The sequence below is a fragment of the Marinobacter vinifirmus genome, from assembly GCF_002258215.1.
Classification (GTDB): Bacteria; Pseudomonadota; Gammaproteobacteria; order Pseudomonadales; family Oleiphilaceae; genus Marinobacter; species Marinobacter vinifirmus.
The window spans coordinates 196,517-214,666 of record NZ_NEFY01000004.1; the positions used below are offsets into that span (position 1 = coordinate 196,517).

Below are 18,150 nucleotides of genomic sequence, written 5' to 3' on the forward strand. Positions count from 1 at the left end.
TGTCAGCATAGATGATCCGGATCGGAATGACTGTGGCCGCCATCCCGCGTATGATTCAAAGCCGAAAGTGTATCACAGGGTTTGCGTATGATTTTCCCCACCATTGAAGATTATGTCGGCCACACGCCACTGGTTCGTTTGCAGCGGATACCGGGCAATACCTCCAATGTCATTCTGGCCAAGCTGGAGGGTAATAACCCGGCTGGTTCGGTGAAGGACCGGCCCGCCATCAGCATGATCCAGGAAGCCGAGCGCCGGGGTGAAATCCAGCCGGGTGATACCCTGATTGAAGCCACCTCCGGCAACACCGGTATCGCCCTGGCTATGGCCGCTGCCATCAAGGGCTACCGGATGGTGCTGATCATGCCCGATAACCTGAGCGAAGAACGCCGGGCCTCCATGCGTGCCTATGGTGCGGAAGTGGTGAATGTTACGCGCGACCAGGGCATGGAAGGCGCCAGGGATTTGGCAATCCGTATGGAAGCCGAAGGCAAGGGCAAGGTGCTGGACCAGTTCAGCAACCCGGATAACCCCCTGGCCCACTATCGCAGCACCGGTCCGGAAATCTGGGAACAGACCCAGGGCAAGGTGACTCACTTTGTCAGCTCCATGGGCACCACCGGCACCATCATGGGCGTGTCCCGTTACCTGAAAGAGCGCAACCCGGATGTCCGTATTATCGGGCTTCAGCCGGAAGACGGCGCCTCCATTCCCGGTATCCGGCGCTGGCCGGAAGCCTATCTGCCAAAAATCTACGATGCCGCCCGGGTAGACCAGGTGCTGGACATCGGCCAGCAGGAAGCGGAAGACACCATGCGGGCCCTGGCCCGTGAAGAAGGCATCTTCTGTGGTGTGTCTTCGGGCGGGGCCATTGCGGCTGCGCTCAAGCTGTCTGGCCAGGTTGAAAACTCGGTGATCGTGGCCATTATCTGTGACCGCGGAGACCGTTACCTGTCTACCGGTGTATTCCCGGGCGCCTGAATCGTTAATCTTCAAGAGACCAGCCAATATGAGTAAGCGCCGCCGCAAGGTTCTGCCGCAAGAACCCGTGCGTTGTGAAATTGAATCCCTCGGCCATGATGGCCGTGGCATCGCCCGAACCGACGGCAAAGTCCAGTTTGTGGACGGCGCCCTGCCCGGGGAAACGGTGATGGCAAAGATGGTCAGCACCCGCAGCAAGTTCGACGAACTGCGCACCCTGGAAGTGCTGGAAGCTGCCCCTGACCGCCAGCAGCCCCCCTGCGAATTTGCCGACCTGTGCGGCGGCTGCAGCCTGCAGCATATGAGCGCCGATGCCCAGATCCGGTTCAAGGAAGACACCCTGCGGGAGCACTTTGCCCATTTCGGGGGCATAGAGCCGGAGCAGTGGATCGAGCCCATGCGTTCACCGGATACCCTGGGATACCGCCGTAAGGCCCGGCTCGGGGTACGTTACGTAAAGGCCCGGGAATCGGTGCTGGTGGGATTCCGGGAAAAGCGCAACAGCTTCCTGACCGACATTAGCGAGTGTGTGGTGCTGGACCCGCGTATCGGCAAGCGCATCACGCCGCTGCGGGAGCTACTTCACGGCATGGCCGCGTTTGACCGCATCGCCCAGGTGGAAGTGGCCTGTGGCGACGACGTTGCCGCCATGGTGTTCCGTAACATGGACGAGCTGGTGCCGGAAGACCGGGAAAAGCTGATTGCCTTTGGCCAGGCCCACGACTTGCATATCTACCTGCAGCCGAAGGGCCCGCACACCGTGCACCGGATCTGGCCGGAATCGGCAGGCCGGGACGACGAACGCCTGGCCTACCGTATGGATGAATTCGACCTGACCATGCAGTTCCATCCCATGGACTTCACCCAGGTGAATGCCGGTATCAACCGGGACATGGTGCACCGGGCGGTTGAGTGGCTGGATATCCAGCCTGGCGAGCGGGTGCTGGACCTGTTCTGTGGCCTGGGTAACTTTACGCTGCCACTGGCCCGCAAGGGTGGCCAGGTTGTGGGTGTGGAAGGCGACGATGCCATGGTGGTTCGTGGCCGGGAAAATGCACGGTTGAACGGCCTGGATAATGTGGAGTTTTTCGGGGCAGACCTGCACGGCGACTTCACCGGCCAGGGCTGGGCGAAGGAAGGTTTCGACAAGATACTGATCGATCCGCCCCGCTCCGGTGCCGAGGATATCTGCAAGTACCTGACTGCCTTTGGCGCCAACCGGATTGTCTATGTGTCCTGCAACCCGGCCACCCTGGCCCGGGATGCCGGTGTCCTGGTGCGTAACGGCTACCGGCTGGTGCGCGCCGGTGTGATGGACATGTTCCCGCACACCACCCATGTTGAGTCTATTGCCCTGTTCGAGCGCGATCCGCGCTGACCGGTATGGGGAAACCGGCCTCGCCGACGCTCCGGACGGGCGGGGGCAAGGCCGGAAATCTATCAGGTAAGTTATTGCTATGGTTAAAGTTAGGGAAGAGTACGGGGTAACCGGCGACGGTGAAGTGGATCTTGACCGTTGGGTTCAGCACATTGCCGAGCTGACGCACCTGGATAAGCCGGACCAGCTGCGACTGGCCTGCGAGAAAGCGGCCCTGATTGCACTGCAGGCGTTCCGTGAGGACCGCCTGTGGACGCCCGGTTCCAGCAGCTTCCGAACCGGGCTGGAAATGGCCCAGGTGCTGGCGGAACTGCACCTGGACCAGGCCAGCCTGGTGGCTGCCGTACTCTATCGGGCCGTTCGGGAAGAGCGGGTCGCCCTGGAAGAAATCCGAAAGGAATTCGGTGACGAAGTAGCCGGGCTGATCAACGGCGTGCAGCAGATGGCGGCGATCTCGTCGGTTCACCATCCGCTCAAGGGCAACGTGCTGGGCCAGAGTGAAGGCCAGCTGGACAACGTGCGCAAGATGCTGGTCACCATGATCGACGACGTGCGGGTGGCCCTGATCAAGCTGGCGGAGCGAACCTGTGCCATCCGGGCGGTGAAAGACGCCCCGGAAGAAAAGCGTATGCGGGTGGCCCGTGAGGTGTTCGACATCTACGCGCCGCTGGCCCACCGGCTTGGTATCGGCCATATCAAGTGGGAACTGGAAGACCTGTCTTTCCGCTACCTGCATGCTTCCGCCTACAAGAAAATCGCCAAGCTGCTGGATGAAAAGCGGCTCGACCGGGAAGGCTATATCCGCCGGGTGATTGATACCCTGCAGACCGAGCTGAAGGCCTCCGGCATCAAGGGCGACCTCAGTGGCCGGGCCAAGCACATCTACAGCATCTGGCGCAAAATGCGTCGCAAGGGCATTGATTTCTCCCAGGTATACGATGTCCGGGCGGTACGGATACTGGTGCCGGAAGTGCGGGATTGCTACGCCGCACTGGGTATCGTGCATACCCTGTGGCGGCACATCCCCAACGAGTTTGATGACTACATCGCCAACCCCAAGGAAAACGGTTACCAGTCCCTGCATACGGCGGTGATCGGCCCCGAGGGCAAGGTGATGGAAGTGCAGATCCGTACCCATGCCATGCATGAAGAAGCTGAACTGGGTGTCTGTGCCCACTGGCTGTACAAGGGTACTGACAAGAACAACAAGTCCTCCGGCTACGATGCCAAGATCAACTGGCTGCGCCAGGTACTCGAGTGGCAGGAAGAGCTGGGTGACTTGTCCGGGCTGGCAGACCACCTGAAATCCGATGTCGCCTCCGACCGGGTGTATGTGTTTACCCCCGAAGGCCATGTGGTGGACCTGCCCCAGGGCGCCACGCCGGTGGACTTCGCCTATCGCGTACATACCGAAATCGGCCATGCCTGCCGGGGCGCCCGGGTGAACAGCCGGATTGTGCCGCTGACCTACCCGCTGAAAACCGGCGACCAGGTGTTTATCCTGACCTCCAACAACCCGGCGCCAAGCCGGGACTGGCTGAACCCGAGCCTGGGCTATATCCAGACCTCCCGTGCCCGGGCCAAGGTCACCCACTGGTTCAAACAGCAGGACCGGGACCGCAACATCTCGGATGGCCGGGCAATCCTGGAAGACGAATTCAAGCGGCTGTCGATCTATGACGTGGATTTGACGGACCTGGCCAGGAAGGTCAACTACCACTCCACCGAAGACATGTTTGCCGCCGTTGGCGCCGGTGATTTGCGCCCCACCCATGTGGCTAACGTGGCCCAGCAGATGCTGGAGCCGAGAACCGAGCAACTGGATCTCAAACTCACTGGCAACCGCAAAAAAGCCTACGACACCGAATCGGATATCCAGATTCTGGGTGTGGGCAAGCTGAAAACCCAGGTGGCCAAGTGCTGTAAACCGCTGCCGGGTGACCCGATTGGTGGCTACATTACGGTGGGCCGGGGCGTTACCGTGCACCGTCAGGACTGCATGACGTTCCTGAACCTGAAGGAATTCGAACCCAACCGGATCATCGAAGTGAACTGGGGTGGCCAGCCGGTAGCGGTGTATCCGGTGGATATCGAGATCGAGGCCTACGACCGGTCTGGATTGCTGCGGGATATCACCCAGGTGCTGTCGGCGTCCAAGAGTGATGTCATGTCGCTGCATACCCAGACCAATAAAGACGAGAACACTGCCACCATGCTGGTGACTGTGGAAATCTCCAGCCTGGAACAGTTGGCGCGGTTGCTGGCGCAGATCCGCAACCTGCCGAACATCATCGACGTAAGGCGAAAGCGCGGATGAGCTATTCCATCGACGACCTGAAAACCCTGATGGCGCGCCTGCGGGAGCCGGCCACCGGTTGCCCGTGGGATACGAAGCAGACCTTCGCCAGCATCGTGCCCCATACCATTGAAGAGGCCTATGAGGTGGCGGATGCTATCGAGCAGGGTGATTACCCCCATGTGAAAGACGAGCTGGGGGACTTGCTGTTCCAGGTGATCTTCTACGCCCGGATGGGGCAGGAGGAGGGCCACTTTGATTTTGATGGCATTGTCGACAACCTGGTGCGCAAACTCATCCGCCGGCATCCCCATGTGTTTCCGGAGGGCACCCTGGAAAGCCGAATAGACCCGGACAACCGGCCCACGGAAGCCTGGATCAAGGAAAGCTGGGAGCGCATCAAGGCGGAAGAGCGGGCGCAGAAGCCTGCGCCGGATGCCGATGCATTGGTCAGTCGCCTGGACGGTATTGCCCGCACACTGCCGGCCATGGCCCGGGCCGAGAAGTTGCAGCGCCGCGCTGCCCGCCACGGCTTTGACTGGCCGGAGATCGGCGCGGTGTTCGACAAGCTGCACGAAGAAATCGATGAGCTGAAGGAAGCCTGGCAGGCCGCCGAAGACGGCACCGGCGAGCGGGATGCGGTGGAAGACGAGCTGGGCGACCTGCTGTTTGTGTGCGTGAACCTGGCCCGGTTCATGAAAGTGAATCCGGAGCAGGCGCTCAAGCGCACCAATCGCAAATTCGAAATGCGCTTCCGGGCCATTGAAGAGATCCTGGCCGCCGAGGGGCGTGACATGGACGAAGAAAGCCTGGAGGCGCTGGATGCCATCTGGCAGCGGGTCAAGGGCGTGGAAAAAGGGTAACCCCAAGGCCTGATAGACTTTCCCGGGCAATCCTTAGTATCGTAACTCTCTCCTGATTACGCCCTACAGAAGGAACCCGCTGTGACAGAACTGCATCCCGATCTGCGAGAGAACGTACGTTTACTGGGTGAATTGCTCGGCCAGAGCATTCTGCAGCATCCGGGGCAGGAGTGCTTCGACCTGATCGAGGAAATCCGGGCGGCGGCGAAAGCCGATCGCCGCCAGGAGAGCGGTTCCGGCCAGCGGCTTGAAACCCTGCTGCGCCAGCTCAGCGATAACGAATTGCTGCCGGTTACCCGGGCTTTCAACCAGTTTCTCAACCTGGCCAACCTGGCCGAACAGTATCACGGTATTCGCCGAAAGCAGGGGCACCCGTCTGACCTGATGGTGGAATCCCTGAGCGAAGTCTTCGACCGGCTGAAATCCGGCGGCGTTGATGCGGAAGAGCTGCATCGCCGTGTGGCCGACCTGCGTATTGAATTTGTGCTCACCGCGCACCCCACCGAAGTGGCCCGCCGTACCCTGATCCTGAAATACGATGAAATGTCAGACTGCCTGGCCCGGCTGGACCATGATGACCTGATGCCGGCGGAGCGGGGTGAAATCACCGACCGCCTGTCGCAGCTGATCGCCGAAGCCTGGCATACCGACGAAATCCGCCACGAGCGGCCCACCGCGGTAGACGAGGCCAAGTGGGGGTTTGCGGTGATCGAAAACAGCCTGTGGCAGGCGCTGCCGAAGTTTCTGCGCAGCCTGGATGCTTCCCTGGAAGATGCCACCGGCAAGGGGCTGCCGTTGCAGGCGACACCGGTGCAGATTGCCTCCTGGATGGGCGGCGACCGGGATGGCAACCCCAACGTCACCCACGATGTGACCCGGCAGGTATTTCTGCTTGGCCGCTGGATGGCGGCCGACCTGTACCTGCGTGATATCCAGGCCCTGCGGGCGGAACTTTCGATGTGGCAGGCCAGTGATGAATTGCAGGCAGTCACCGGTGACTCCCGGGAGCCGTACCGCCAGGTGCTGGCACAGTTACGGGACCGGCTGATCCGCACCCGGGACTGGGCCGAGGCCAGCGTCAAAGGCGATCCGGCCGACAGCACTGACATCCTGTTCGAAAACGAAGACCTGACCGCACCGCTGGAGCTGTGTTACCGCTCGCTGGTGCAATGCGGCCTTGAGCACATCGCCAACGGGCCGCTGCTGGACACCATTCGCCGGGCCCACACCTTCGGGCTGCCGCTGATCCGGCTGGATATCCGCCAGGAAGCCACCCGTCACGCCGAGGCGGTGGCCGAGATGGTGGACTACGCGGGCCTGGGTGACTATTTATCGTGGCCAGAGCAGGAGCGCCAGGCCTTTCTGGTACGGGAACTGCAGGGCCGCCGGCCGCTGGTGCCCAGAAACTGGGAACCCTCCGAGCCGGTAAGGGAAGTGCTGGCCACCTGTGAAGTCGTGGCACAACAAACCCCGGAAGCGCTGGGCTCTTATGTGATTTCCATGGCCAGCACGCCGTCGGATGTACTCAGTGTGATCCTGCTGCTGCGGGAAGCCGGCATGAAGTTCCCGATGCGGGTGGTGCCGCTGTTCGAAACCCTGAGCGATCTGCAGGGCGCGCCGGACAGCATGGCCGCCCTGTACGAGGTGGACTGGTATCGCGAATACTGTCAGGGCCGGCAGGAAGTGATGATCGGCTACTCGGATTCGTCCAAGGACGCAGGCCAGCTGATGGCCGCCTGGGCCCAGTACCAGGCCCAGGAAAAGCTGACCCGGGTGGCCAGCCAGTATGGCGTACACCTGACCCTGTTCCACGGCCGCGGCGGTACGGTAGGCCGGGGCGGTGGCCCTGCCAACCGGGCCATCCTGTCCCAGCCCCCGGGGTCAGTAAACGGCAGTTTCCGGATTACCGAGCAGGGCGAGATGATCCGCTTCAAGTTCGGCCTGCCTCGGCTGGCGGTGCAGAGCCTGACCCTGTACACCACGGCGGTTATCGAGGCCACTCTGGCGCCGCCACCGGAGCCGGAAGACAGCTGGCGCGAAACCATGGACTGGCTGACTGAAAGGTCCCTGAAGGCCTATCGGGATGTGGTTCGGGAGAATCCGGATTTTGTGCCTTATTTCCGCCAGGTAACGCCGGAAACCGCCCTGGGCAAACTGGCCCTGGGCAGTCGCCCGGCCCGGCGCAAGCCCACGGGTGGCGTGGAAAGCCTGCGGGCAATTCCATGGATCTTTGCCTGGACCCAGATGCGCCTGATGCTGCCGAGCTGGCTGGGCAGCGATGTGGCCCTTGAAGAGGCAGCACAGGCGGATCGCCTGCCGGAACTTCGGGAAATGATGCGTGGCTGGCCGTTCTTCCGCACCTACGTGGATATGCTCGAGATGGTACTGGCCAAGGCCGACCTGCGCATTGCCAGCTATTACGAACAGACCCTGGTGGAAGACGACAAGCTCAAGGCATTGGGCGCCAGCCTTCGGGATCGGCTGACCGGATGCATTGCGCGCTTGCTGGAGCTCAAGGAGCAGCAGGATCTGCTGGAAGGCGAACCGGTGTTCGCCCACTCCATGAAAGTTCGCAACCCCTACACAGATCCGCTGCACTACCTGCAGGCGGAACTGCTGCGCCGTGACCGGGAAAGCGAAGACAAAGGCGAGGTGCCGGAGATGGTCGAGCGGGCCCTGAAAGTTACCATGGCCGGTATTGCTGCCGGCATGCGTAACACGGGCTGATGCCGGGGAGACAATGCGTTTGAACGTATCCGAGCGACTGGAACAATACCTCGCCCGCCGTGGGCTGGCCTGGACACCGGTGGATATTGCGCCGGTTACCAACCTGGATGAGGCGATCAGGGCGTCCGGGCAGGCGGCTGACTTTGCCGTGGCCACGGTACTGATCGATGTAAGCGGCCTGTTGATGGTGGTGCACCGGGCCGGAAATCCGCCATCGCTTGCGCAGCTGCGCAAGTTCACGGGCCGGCCCTTGCAGCAGCTGGAGCCTTTGCAGGCCGCCAGCTTCTTTGACGATTGCCATCCCGGCTTTATTCCGCCGGTGGGCGCGGCCTGGGACCTGGACGTGCTGGTGGATGAAGACATCTACAGTGCCCGGCAAGTGTGTTTTACCTCGGGCAGTGAGCAGGTTCTGATACAGATGGCTGGCGAGGAATTCCAGCGTGCCCTGGACAACGCCCGGAGAATGGATTTCACCGGTAATGAAGCGGGTAACGGCGGGGATGATGAAGCCGATGCCACCCCGACCCTGAACAAGGTGGCAGACCGCCTGAAAGGCCTTACCCGGTTGCCGCCCATGCCAGCACTGGCCGGCCGGATGGCGGAACTGGCACAAGACCCGGAGCAGCACGGTGATGAACTGGCGAACCTGGTCGGGATCGACCCGGGCCTGGCAGCCCAGGTACTGAGGTACGCCCGTTCCGGATTGTTCGGGCAGACCCGCCAGAACGGATCCCTGGCAGAGGCGATAGAATTGCTGGGGGCGGACCGTCTGGCCCATGTGGCCCGCGGTGCAGCCGGTGTGCGTTCGTTCAGGGTTGCCCGGGACGGAGCGCTGGGCATCAACAGCCTGTGGCGCCACTCCCTGTACTGCGCGTTTATGTGCCGTGCACTGGCGGAGCGGCTGGAGCTTGACCAGGATATGGCCTACCTGTGCGGCCTGCTCCACAACTTCGGTTTGCTGCTGATTGCCTGGCTGTATCCGTCTGAATTCCGTGAATTGCAGGCGCTGCGGGAAATCAATCCGGAAAGCGACATGCGTTCGCTGGAGCGTGAAGTGTTTGGCTCCGGCGAGGGCGGCGATACCGTACCGATGGGGCATGCGACCCTGGGCGGATTGCTGTACCGCTTATGGCAGTTGCCGGAGCCGGTCATCAAGGCCGCAGGCCTGCACCAGAGCCCGGACTATCAGGGCGCTGATGAAGACTACGTGCGGATGGTTTTACTGGCCAACGGCCTGCTGAAAAAGCGCGGGATTGGCGACGAGCTCAGCCCGGATGATATACCGGCACTGACCGATGCCCTTGGCCTGGGGTCGGTGGCACTGGAAGAAGTGCAGCAGGAAATCAGCAGTTTGTCGGCGGATCTGGACGCCCTGATAATCCCCCTCGAACCTTGAGTTCAGTCAGTTACTCATCCAATGATACGGAGGTCGACTTTCTATGCGGGGGCTGACTTCGTATAATGCGGCCTCGATTCTGGGCAGGTGTGCCGTTAACCCCCTGGAATCCTGTTGAGAGGTTGCCGCAAAGGCAGGGGTCTTTGCCGCAGTTTTTCAAACGATAATATAAGACAACGGGAGCACAACGTTATGCGAATCATTATGTTAGGCGCGCCAGGCGCGGGTAAGGGTACCCAGGCCCAGTTTATTACCGAGCGTTTCGAGATCCCCCAGATCTCTACCGGTGACATGCTGCGGGCCGCGGTCAAAGCCGAGTCCGAGCTGGGCAAGCAGGTAAAGGAAGTCATGGCTTCCGGCGGCCTGGTGTCTGACGACATCATCATCGCGCTGATCGAAGAGCGTATCCAGCAGCCGGACTGCAAGAACGGCTTCCTGCTGGACGGTTTCCCGCGCACTATTCCCCAGGCCGAAGCGCTCAAGGAACAGGGCATTGCCATTGATTACGTGGTCGAGATTGCCGTAGCAGACGAAGAAATTGTCAGCCGCCTGTCTGGCCGTCGTGTGCACGAAGGCAGTGGTCGCATCTATCACGTGAAATACGATCCGCCCAAGGTAGAAGGCAAAGACGACGAAACCGGCGAGCCGCTGGTTCAGCGTGAAGACGACAAGGAAGAAACTGTACGCAAGCGCCTGGGTATCTACCACGACCAGACCGCTCCGCTGATCGGTTTCTACCAGGACTGGGCCGGTAAGGCGCCGTCTGAAGCACCCAAGTACGTGCGCGTAGAAGGTGTTGGCAGCCTGGACAGCATCCGCGACCAGATCCTGTCCCAACTCAAGTAATATCAAGGCCGGAGCGGCCCCGGAGGCACTGATTCTGTGAAGTTACTGGCACTGGATACGTCTTCCGAAGGCTGCTCCGCCGCGCTCTTGATGGATGGCCATATTACCGAGCGCTTTGAAGTGGCCCCCCGGGGCCACACCCGTCTTCTGATGCCCATGGTGCGTGAGTTACTCGCGGAGCAGGGGCTCACTCCTTCTGGCCTGGATGCCCTGGCGTTTGCCCGGGGGCCGGGCTCTTTCACCGGCTTACGCATTGCCACCGGCGTGGTTCAGGGCCTGGCCTGGGGGCTGGATATCCCTGTGGTGCCGGTATCTTCCCTGGCTGCTGTTGCGCTGCAAGCCATCGACAAGCATCAATTGCCCGAAGGGGCCTGCGTAGCCGTAGCTTTCGACGCCCGCATGGGTGAAGTCTACTGGGGCACTTTCCAGTGCCGTGACGGCCTGCCGGTGTTGCTGGCAGACGAGCGGGTATGCCCGCCATCGGCAGTCAGCCTGCCGGATGTCAGTGCAGATCGCTGGATCGGTGTTGGTTCCGGCTGGGCCTTCGCCGGTGATATGCCTGCGGATGTAGCGGAAACCGTCGCTGTGGTTGATGACACCCTGGTACCCCGGGCCTGTGAAGTTGTCCGGTTGGCGGAACAGGGCTACCGCCAGGGTGAGGCGGTGCCGGCGGAGCAGGCCCAGCCGGTTTATATCCGCGATGAAGTCGCCTGGAAAAAGCTGCCAGGCCGTGACTGAGCCTTCCTCCGTGCCAGGCACCCTTGCGGTGGCCTGCAGCCCGCTGGGTGACCAGCACCAGGCCCGAGCGCTGGCTGAGGAGCTGGCACTGCCCTGGTTGGGCGTCGTCAAGCCGCAACAGGTTCGTGATTACTCCATTCTTCTGTATTCCGACGACCAGGGCCTGGCCCTGCAGATCACCGGTAAAGGTGCGCCTGGCCCGGTACGGGCCGAGTTTGTTACCGGTAAGATGGGTTATCGCCGGGAACACGGTGGCGGTACGGGCCAGCTGGTCGCCAGGGCAGTGGGCTTGCAGAAGACCCGCGCAGGTTTACACGTTCTGGATGCCACGGCCGGGTTGGGGCAGGACGCCTTTGTACTGGCTGGCCTCGGCTGCCGCGTCACCTTGCTGGAGCGAAACCCGGTGATCCATGCCTTGCTGGCCGATGGGCTGGCCCGGGCTGCACTGAACCCGGATTGCGCTCCAGTGGTGGCCAGGATGACCCTGGAAGCCGGCAGCTCCATTGACTGGCTGGCGAAGGCTGACCCGGAATCGGTGGATGTGGTGTACCTGGATCCGATGTTCCCGCATCGGGACAAGTCGGCCCTGGTGAAAAAAGAAATGCAGGTGTTCCGGCAGGTGGTGGGCGACGACGATGATTCAGCTCAATTACTGCAAGCGGCACTGAAGGCTGCCCGTTACCGGGTGGTGGTCAAACGCCCCCGCAAGGCCCCGGCCGTAGAAGGTCCGGAACCGGCTACCCGCATCGAAGGCAAGAGCAGCCGCTACGATATCTATTCCCTGAAAGCCCTGCCGGCCTGAGGCTGACCCAAACTGGCAACCGGTTTCAGGCATCCATCATGGTGACCTGCTGGATGGCCTGGCGTTTCTCTACACTCAATACCAGACGAGCATCCTCGGCCACCTCATCCAGGCCTTCGCCATAACACAGCAGGCCGTTGTCGTCGGTGGTCAGAACCCCTTCCTTCTGCATGTTGGCAATGAAGTTCCGGAACAGGGTCTTGTCGAAGAATTCCGGGGCATTCAGCCCGAACAGGATAGACATCCGCTCGGCCAGCAGGGTGCTCTGTTCCTCCAGTTCGGCGGCGGTCAGCTTTCCGGAACCGTATTTACGCAGAATGCCCAGGGCAATGTGGTAACGCTCCAGGGTCTGGATAATGAACCGGGACAAAATACGCGCCCTCAGCATGGCTTCTGTGCCTTCTTCCGGCCGGCTAAGGCGTTCGTCGTCTACGGTCACCAGCAGGCCCTGGTCAACCAGCACATCAATCCAGTCGTTAATGACGGATTCGATCTCGTCCTGCGAGTATTTCAGGAACAGCTCTGATTGCAGGTAGGGGTAGGCCACGCTGGCCAGGAACACGATTTTGTCCCGGCGCAGGCTGGACTTGTTTTCGAACAGGCTGACAACCAGTGCCGGCAGGGCAAACAGGTGCTGGATGTTATTGCGGTAGTAGGTCATCAGGGTGGCGTTGGAGCCTTCCAGGCCGATGATGTCCCCCAGCTTCTGTGGCTGGCGGGACACCAGCCCCATGCTTTCACAGTAGGCCACCCAGTCCTTGCCGCTGCCCTCGGGAAGGGTCACGGTGCCGGCGTAGGGCCGGGCTTTCAGCAGGCTCGCGTACTGGTCCAGCAGCCGGATCAGCTGGCCTTCGTCCATGGCCAGGCGCTCGGTGCCCAGCAGCACGGTGGCGGTCATTCCAATGGGGTTCACCGCAACCGAGGCGTTGATGTTGCTGGCAACCCGCTGGGCCAGGGCGTCGACGGCATCCGGCAGCCAGGATGGCCTGAACTCCGCATCGTAGGCCTCTTCGCGCCAGCTGTCGTGTACGTTGTCCAGAACCTCGGCTAACGGAATCGGGTCGCCGAAGTTGACCGCTACCCGGCCAAAGGAGTTGGTGAGCTTGCGGGCGGTCTTGGCGAGCCCGAATACGCTTTCCTTCTGCTTTTTCTTGCCCCGGAGTTCGCCCAGGTAAGACCGGCCTTCCATCACTTTCTCGTAACCGATATACACCGGTACAAAGACAATCGGCTTGCGGTGATCCCGCAGGAAGCTGCGCACCGTCATCGACAGCATGCCGGGCCGTGGAGCCAGCATGCGGCCGGTACGGGAGCGGCCGCCTTCCACGAAGTATTCCACTGAGTAACCCCGGGTGAACATCACGTGCATGTATTCGTTGAACACGGTGGCGTACAGGGGATTGTCACGGAAACTGCGGCGCATGAAGAAGGCGCCGCCACGGCGCAGGATCGGCCCGACAACGGGCATGTTCAGGTTGATGCCGGCAGCAATGTGGGGCGGCATCAGACCGTTCTTGTACAGCACATAAGACAGCAGCAGGTAGTCGATGTGCGAGCGGTGGCAGGGCACATAGACCACGGCATTGTCCTGTGCTGTTTCCTTGGCCACCTTGATGTTGTTGATGGCAATACCGTTGTAGATCCGGTTCCACAACCAGGCCAGCACCAGTTCCAGGAAGCGTATGGTGACAATGGACATGCTGGCGGCGATTTCGTCGGCGTACTTGTAGGCCTTGGCCCGGACTTTCTCCGGGGGAATATCGTCCTTGGCGGCGGTTTCGCGAATGGCTTCTTTCACCGCCTGGGTGCGTACCAGGCCTTCCACCAATGTGCGGCGGTGGGACAGGTCTGGCCCCAGTACCGCCTGGCGTACCCGACGGAAATGGGTGCGCAGCAGGCGCGCCAGTTTGCGGTTGGCTTTCTGCTCGTTATCCCGGTATTCCTCAACCACCTGGTTGAGTGACAGCGGCTGGTTGAACTGCACGTAGGTGTTGCGCCCGTGCACCAGGATAATCAGGAACTTCTGTAAACGGCCGGCGACAGACCAGGTGTCAGACAGCAGCAACTTCACCAAGGATTTTTCCTTGTCCGGAGAGCGACCCCAGAACAGGGAAACCGGAACAATCTGTACGTCCTGCTCGGGGTGTTCCAGCCCGAAACGGACCAGGTCACCGAATTCCCTGGTGGGAACGGGCTTGTGCCGGCCGCCGCGGAACAGGCCGCCAATCCGCTTGTACAGAAAGAAAAACGAATGGGATGGCCCGTTCTTGACGGGCAGGACCGGCGTGGCACCGGGCAGCCGGGCCTGGATGACTTCCTGCTCCAGCACCAGTCGGCTGGAAAGCGAGCTGTATTGCAGCACATAGCACACCGGCTTCTGCGGATCGAGGCCGAGGGCTTCAAGGGTGTTGCCGCTGACATCCGTCCTGACCCAAAGGAACAGGATCTTGCGGAAAAGAGACAGGATCAGGCTGCGAATACCCTGATAAAGTCGCATAAGGTGCTACTCCGGTGCTGGAAACAGGCGCCAAGTTTAACGGGTTGGAGCGGGGCCGGAAAGCGCTATGCCGATTCTGGCCGGTGAATGTGATGTGGTACATTGCCACGGAACGTAATCGCTGCAGGTACAAGGCAAGGGTATGGTCGATCAAAACATGCAATGGGTACCGGGTTGGTCTGAACAGGGGCCGGAGCCGGGTGACCTGTTACTGGCGTTTGCCGGTAACAGCATTCTCAAACCCGGTGACGGCTGGTTTCTGACCTGGGGCGGCCCCGAAATGGGTGACAGCCGGCCGGAAGCCCTGATGCTTGGCACCGTCGGTGGCCGAAGGCTATATGTGACGGCATTGCCCGACACCGGCCTGCCCGGGCTGGAAACCCTGAGCCTGCGCGAGGCCATGTTGCATACGCCTGATGCCCCCTCCGAACTGCTCAGTACCGGTTTCCAGGTGTGGCAGTGGTGGCAGGACCATCGCTATTGCGGACGCTGTGGCGAGCGCACGGGGCCGCATCCCCGGGAGCGCGCCCGTTGGTGTGGCCGGTGTAACATTCCCTGGTACCCCAGGATTGCCCCTTGCATCATTACTGTGATTCGCCGGGATGACCGTTTTCTGCTGGCCCGGTCGGCCCGGGTAACCCGAAATTTCTTCAGCCTGATTGCCGGTTTTGTGGAGCCGGGCGAGAGCCTGGAGCAGGCCGTGGCCCGGGAAGTGATGGAAGAAACCGGCCTGGAAGTGACCAATATCCGCTACCAGGCTTCCCAGCACTGGCCATTTCCCCATCAGCTGATGGTGGGCTTCCTGGCAGACTATAAAAGTGGCGAGCTGAAGCTGCAGGAAGACGAGCTGGCCGAAGCAGGCTGGTTCACGCCGGAGGAGCATCCGCCGATCCCGCCGGAAACCACCATTGCCGGCCGCCTGATCAGTGCCATGAAAAAGGAAATCGCCGGTGGGTCGGGTAACTGATCATGGCTGATGCACGTCCCAGGGTATTGGTGTTCGATTCCGGCGTGGGTGGCCTGAGTGTGGCGTCCTGCATTCATCAGGCCTTGCCGGGGGCCGAGCTTGTTTACCTGGCTGACAACGCCGGCTTCCCTTATGGCGATAAACCGGAGCAGGTGGTGATCGAGCGCAGCTGTGGCCTGATCATGGAGTGCCTGGCCCGGTGGTGCTGCGATGTCATTGTGATTGCCTGTAACACCGCCAGTACCGTGGCCTTGCCCAGCCTGCGGTCCAGAACGGACATTCCGGTGGTGGGGGTGGTGCCGGCAGTGAAGCCCGCCGCCGCCTGCAGTGAAAACCGGCGCATCGGCTTGCTGGCTACCCCGGCTACGGTGCGGCGACCTTACCTGGACGACCTGGTGCGCGAGTTTGCGGTGGATTGCCAGGTGGTTCGGTTGGGGCATCCGGGCCTGGTGCTCTGGGCCGAAGCCCTGGTGTCCGGTGCCGAGCCGCCTCAACAAGAGTTGGACCAGGCCATGCAACCGCTGCGGGAAGCGGGGGTTGATACCGTAGTGCTGGGCTGTACCCATTACCCGCTGCTGCTGCCCTGGTTACGCAAAAGCCTGCCGGACGTACGCTATTGGGTAGAGTCTGGTGAAGCGATTGCCCGAAGGGTGGCCTACTGGCTGGAGGAAGCCGGGCGTTTGCCAGAGGCGGAAACACCCAGGGAAGCCGGGCTGCCGGTTGTCCGGGAAGCCTGCTTTACCGGCGAGGTAGCGCCACAGATGGACCTGTTCCTGGCTGAGATGGGGATTCCGGTGGGGCAGGTGACTGGCCACTGGCCCGGCGTTACAGCAGCCGGGTCAGTTTGAACATGGCCAGGAATTCCAGTGCCGGAATTGCCCGCTTGTGGCAGCAGTAGGTTTTGAAGTCATCACCGCGGAAGCGTGACTTGGTGAACTCCAGCCCCTTGAAGTTATAAAGGAAGTTTCCTTTCTCGTAGACGCCGTGCAGCAGCGATTTCAGCAGCCGGCTTTCCTGGTGCTCGGTGGTTTTATCCAGCGATAGCGGAATCAGTCCCAGATCCAGGTAGGGCACGCCTTCTTCTTTGAACACGTCCATGGCATGGGCCATCAGGGTGTAAAAAATGCCCTGGCGGAAATCGGCGTTGGCCCGGGAAATATTGGGCACATAGCTGATGATTTCGTTGTTGCGATACACCGGGTCAAAGTAGATAAAGCCCACCGCCTTGTCGTCCTGGTAGGCGTAGAAGTGGCGCTCGTTCTCTCGGTACTCCATTTCCATCGGCCGGATCAGGAAACGGATTTCATTACTTTTGCACTTGCGGGTACGAATCCAGGCCTCGGAAATTTCCCGGGTGTGGTCGTCACTGAACCGTTCTTTAACGGTAATGCCGCTCTTTTCAGCCTGGTTGAGGGCAGTACGCAGAATCTGCTTCTTCTTACCGCTCAGGCTCCATTTACGGAGGTCGATCCGGGATTCGCTGCCAAACTGGGTGCCGTAGAGGCCAAAGCGCAGGTGCAGGAAATCCACCACCGGCTTGGATACCTGGATGTAGCAGGCATTTGGGAATTTCTGGTGAAAGCGTTCCAGGATGGCAGGGAAGTGTTCGGGCGCGCTGACCGGGTCAGACAAAACAAAGGTGCCGCCCCATTTGCGCATGTAGGCAATGTAGCCCATGCCGGGCACGTCAAAGTATTGCATGCCCGGTTGCAGGGTAGAGAACGACTGGGTGTGGGCTCCGTACCTTTTCAGGTAGTTAACCCGCTCGGAGAAGGAGAACTGGCCATCGGCCAGGTCTCTGACGCTGTCGAGTGCAAGAATCTGGTCGGTCATTGTGAAGCTCCCGTTGTCCGGTTGTTATTGTGTTGGTCGGCGGGGCAGGCTCAGGCCTGTTTTTGCCCGAGAATCGACCAGTAACAGTCCATGTTGAGAAGCTTGAACTTTTTCTTTTCCGTTACCTGCAGGCCCAGGCGCTGCATGTGTTCGGGATAGTTGTAGATTTTGTGGAAAGCGTTGTTGGCAAACAGCCAGAAGGTAAACACCGCCATATACCAGTACATCTTCTTGAACAGGCGGGACAGCAGGTTTCCGGTGGGGTAGCAGAAGTCACCGACAACCACTTTGGCATCGGCCTTGCCCAGCCGGATCAGGTGTTCCAGCACTTTTACCATCATGTCTTCGTCGAAAACATTCAGGAAAAAGTTGGCCACCACCATGTCGTATTGCTCGAACTCATCCACCTTCATGATGTCACTGTGGATGCGGCGAATGGTCAGGTTTGGCGCCTCGCTGTGCTGGGCTTCGGCAAACTTGCGCAGCATGGTTTCGGACAGGTCGACCACGGTCACGTCGGCGCCCAGCTCGGCGGCGCGAATGGCATCGCGGCCATGGCCAACGCCGGCAAACAGGATGCGGTCGCCGGGTTTCACGGTTTCCACGTCCAGCATGGCGGTTTTGCAGCGGTGGATGTTCTTGCCGCTGTAGAGGTTGCTCAGAAAGTCGTAAACAGGGCCGATGTATTTATATTTGTCGCGCATATCACTGCAGCCTTCGTTCTTGTTCCCTGGGGCCGTCACCGTTTTTATGGTTTTTGATCCGGCGTAAGCCGGTGCGGTGATCGGTTGTGATGGATCGAGCTTAGAGAAGGCTGTGGTCGAAA

14 protein-coding genes are annotated in these 18,150 nt (G+C 60.8%); 11 read left to right on the forward strand and 3 right to left on the reverse strand.

The features are described from left to right. Window positions 1–87: 87 nt before the first annotated feature. The 9 genes from cysM (at window position 88) to B9Q17_RS07200 (ending at window position 12,027) form a co-directional block, all read left to right on the forward strand. Entirely contained in the window at window positions 88–981 is an 894-nt protein-coding gene (gene cysM, locus B9Q17_RS07160) for a cysteine synthase CysM (RefSeq protein WP_022988872.1), read from the forward strand. A gap of 28 nt (window positions 982–1,009) precedes the next feature. Continuing rightward, on the forward strand, window positions 1,010–2,359 hold the full coding sequence (gene rlmD, locus B9Q17_RS07165; RefSeq protein ID WP_094624684.1) for a 23S rRNA (uracil(1939)-C(5))-methyltransferase RlmD: 1,350 nt from the start codon (window positions 1,010–1,012) through the stop codon (window positions 2,357–2,359). Between the two features lie 79 nt (window positions 2,360–2,438). Continuing rightward, the gene (relA, locus tag B9Q17_RS07170) at window positions 2,439–4,676 is read left to right on the forward strand and encodes a GTP diphosphokinase (protein WP_094624685.1); all 2,238 of its coding nucleotides are present in this window, start codon (window positions 2,439–2,441) and stop codon (window positions 4,674–4,676) included. Beyond that, the gene (gene mazG / locus B9Q17_RS07175) at window positions 4,673–5,518 is read left to right on the forward strand and encodes a nucleoside triphosphate pyrophosphohydrolase (RefSeq protein WP_094624686.1); all 846 of its coding nucleotides are present in this window, start codon (window positions 4,673–4,675) and stop codon (window positions 5,516–5,518) included. Before relA ends, mazG begins: the two co-directional genes overlap by 4 nt. Window positions 5,519–5,599: 81 nt before the next feature. Next, complete coding sequence (gene ppc, locus B9Q17_RS07180; protein ID WP_094624687.1) at window positions 5,600–8,245, forward strand: phosphoenolpyruvate carboxylase; 2,646 nt, start codon at window positions 5,600–5,602, stop codon at window positions 8,243–8,245. 13 nt (window positions 8,246–8,258) lie between these two features. Beyond that, window positions 8,259–9,641, forward strand: a complete 1,383-nt coding sequence (locus tag B9Q17_RS07185; protein WP_244177329.1) for an HDOD domain-containing protein — start codon at window positions 8,259–8,261, stop codon at window positions 9,639–9,641. Window positions 9,642–9,833: 192 nt separating this feature from the next. Next, a complete protein-coding gene (gene adk, locus B9Q17_RS07190) occupies window positions 9,834–10,487 on the forward strand; it encodes an adenylate kinase (RefSeq protein ID WP_022988866.1) in 654 nt (217 codons plus the stop codon). A 36-nt stretch (window positions 10,488–10,523) separates the two neighbouring features. Beyond that, a complete protein-coding gene (gene tsaB / locus B9Q17_RS07195) occupies window positions 10,524–11,225 on the forward strand; it encodes a tRNA (adenosine(37)-N6)-threonylcarbamoyltransferase complex dimerization subunit type 1 TsaB (protein ID WP_094624688.1) in 702 nt (233 codons plus the stop codon). After that, entirely contained in the window at window positions 11,188–12,027 is an 840-nt protein-coding gene (locus tag B9Q17_RS07200) for a class I SAM-dependent methyltransferase (RefSeq protein ID WP_094624689.1), read from the forward strand. The genes tsaB and B9Q17_RS07200 overlap by 38 nt, the downstream gene beginning before the upstream one ends. A 25-nt stretch (window positions 12,028–12,052) precedes the next feature. On the opposite strand, the gene plsB is transcribed toward B9Q17_RS07200, so the two are convergent. Beyond that, window positions 12,053–14,524, reverse strand: a complete 2,472-nt coding sequence (gene plsB / locus B9Q17_RS07205; RefSeq protein WP_094624690.1) for a glycerol-3-phosphate 1-O-acyltransferase PlsB — start codon at window positions 14,522–14,524, stop codon at window positions 12,053–12,055. Window positions 14,525–14,666: 142 nt separating this feature from the next. Here plsB and nudC point away from each other — a divergent pair, with 142 nt between their 5' ends. Next, a complete protein-coding gene (gene nudC, locus B9Q17_RS07210; RefSeq protein ID WP_022988862.1) occupies window positions 14,667–15,491 on the forward strand; it encodes an NAD(+) diphosphatase in 825 nt (274 codons plus the stop codon). A gap of 2 nt (window positions 15,492–15,493) precedes the next feature. Continuing rightward, complete coding sequence (murI, locus tag B9Q17_RS07215) at window positions 15,494–16,339, forward strand: glutamate racemase (protein ID WP_094624691.1); 846 nt, start codon at window positions 15,494–15,496, stop codon at window positions 16,337–16,339. On the opposite strand, the gene B9Q17_RS07220 is transcribed toward murI, so the two are convergent. Together B9Q17_RS07220 and B9Q17_RS07225 are read right to left on the reverse strand one after the other, a co-directional pair. Then, window positions 16,317–17,324 carry a DUF2156 domain-containing protein gene (locus tag B9Q17_RS07220; RefSeq protein ID WP_094624692.1) on the reverse strand — a complete coding sequence of 336 codons (1,008 nt, stop codon included), beginning with the start codon at window positions 17,322–17,324 and terminating at the stop codon, window positions 16,317–16,319. The genes murI and B9Q17_RS07220 overlap by 23 nt on opposite strands. Before the next feature lie 50 nt (window positions 17,325–17,374). Beyond that, complete coding sequence (locus B9Q17_RS07225) at window positions 17,375–18,028, reverse strand: class I SAM-dependent methyltransferase (RefSeq protein ID WP_058340275.1); 654 nt, start codon at window positions 18,026–18,028, stop codon at window positions 17,375–17,377. Between the last annotated feature and the right edge of the window lie 122 nt (window positions 18,029–18,150).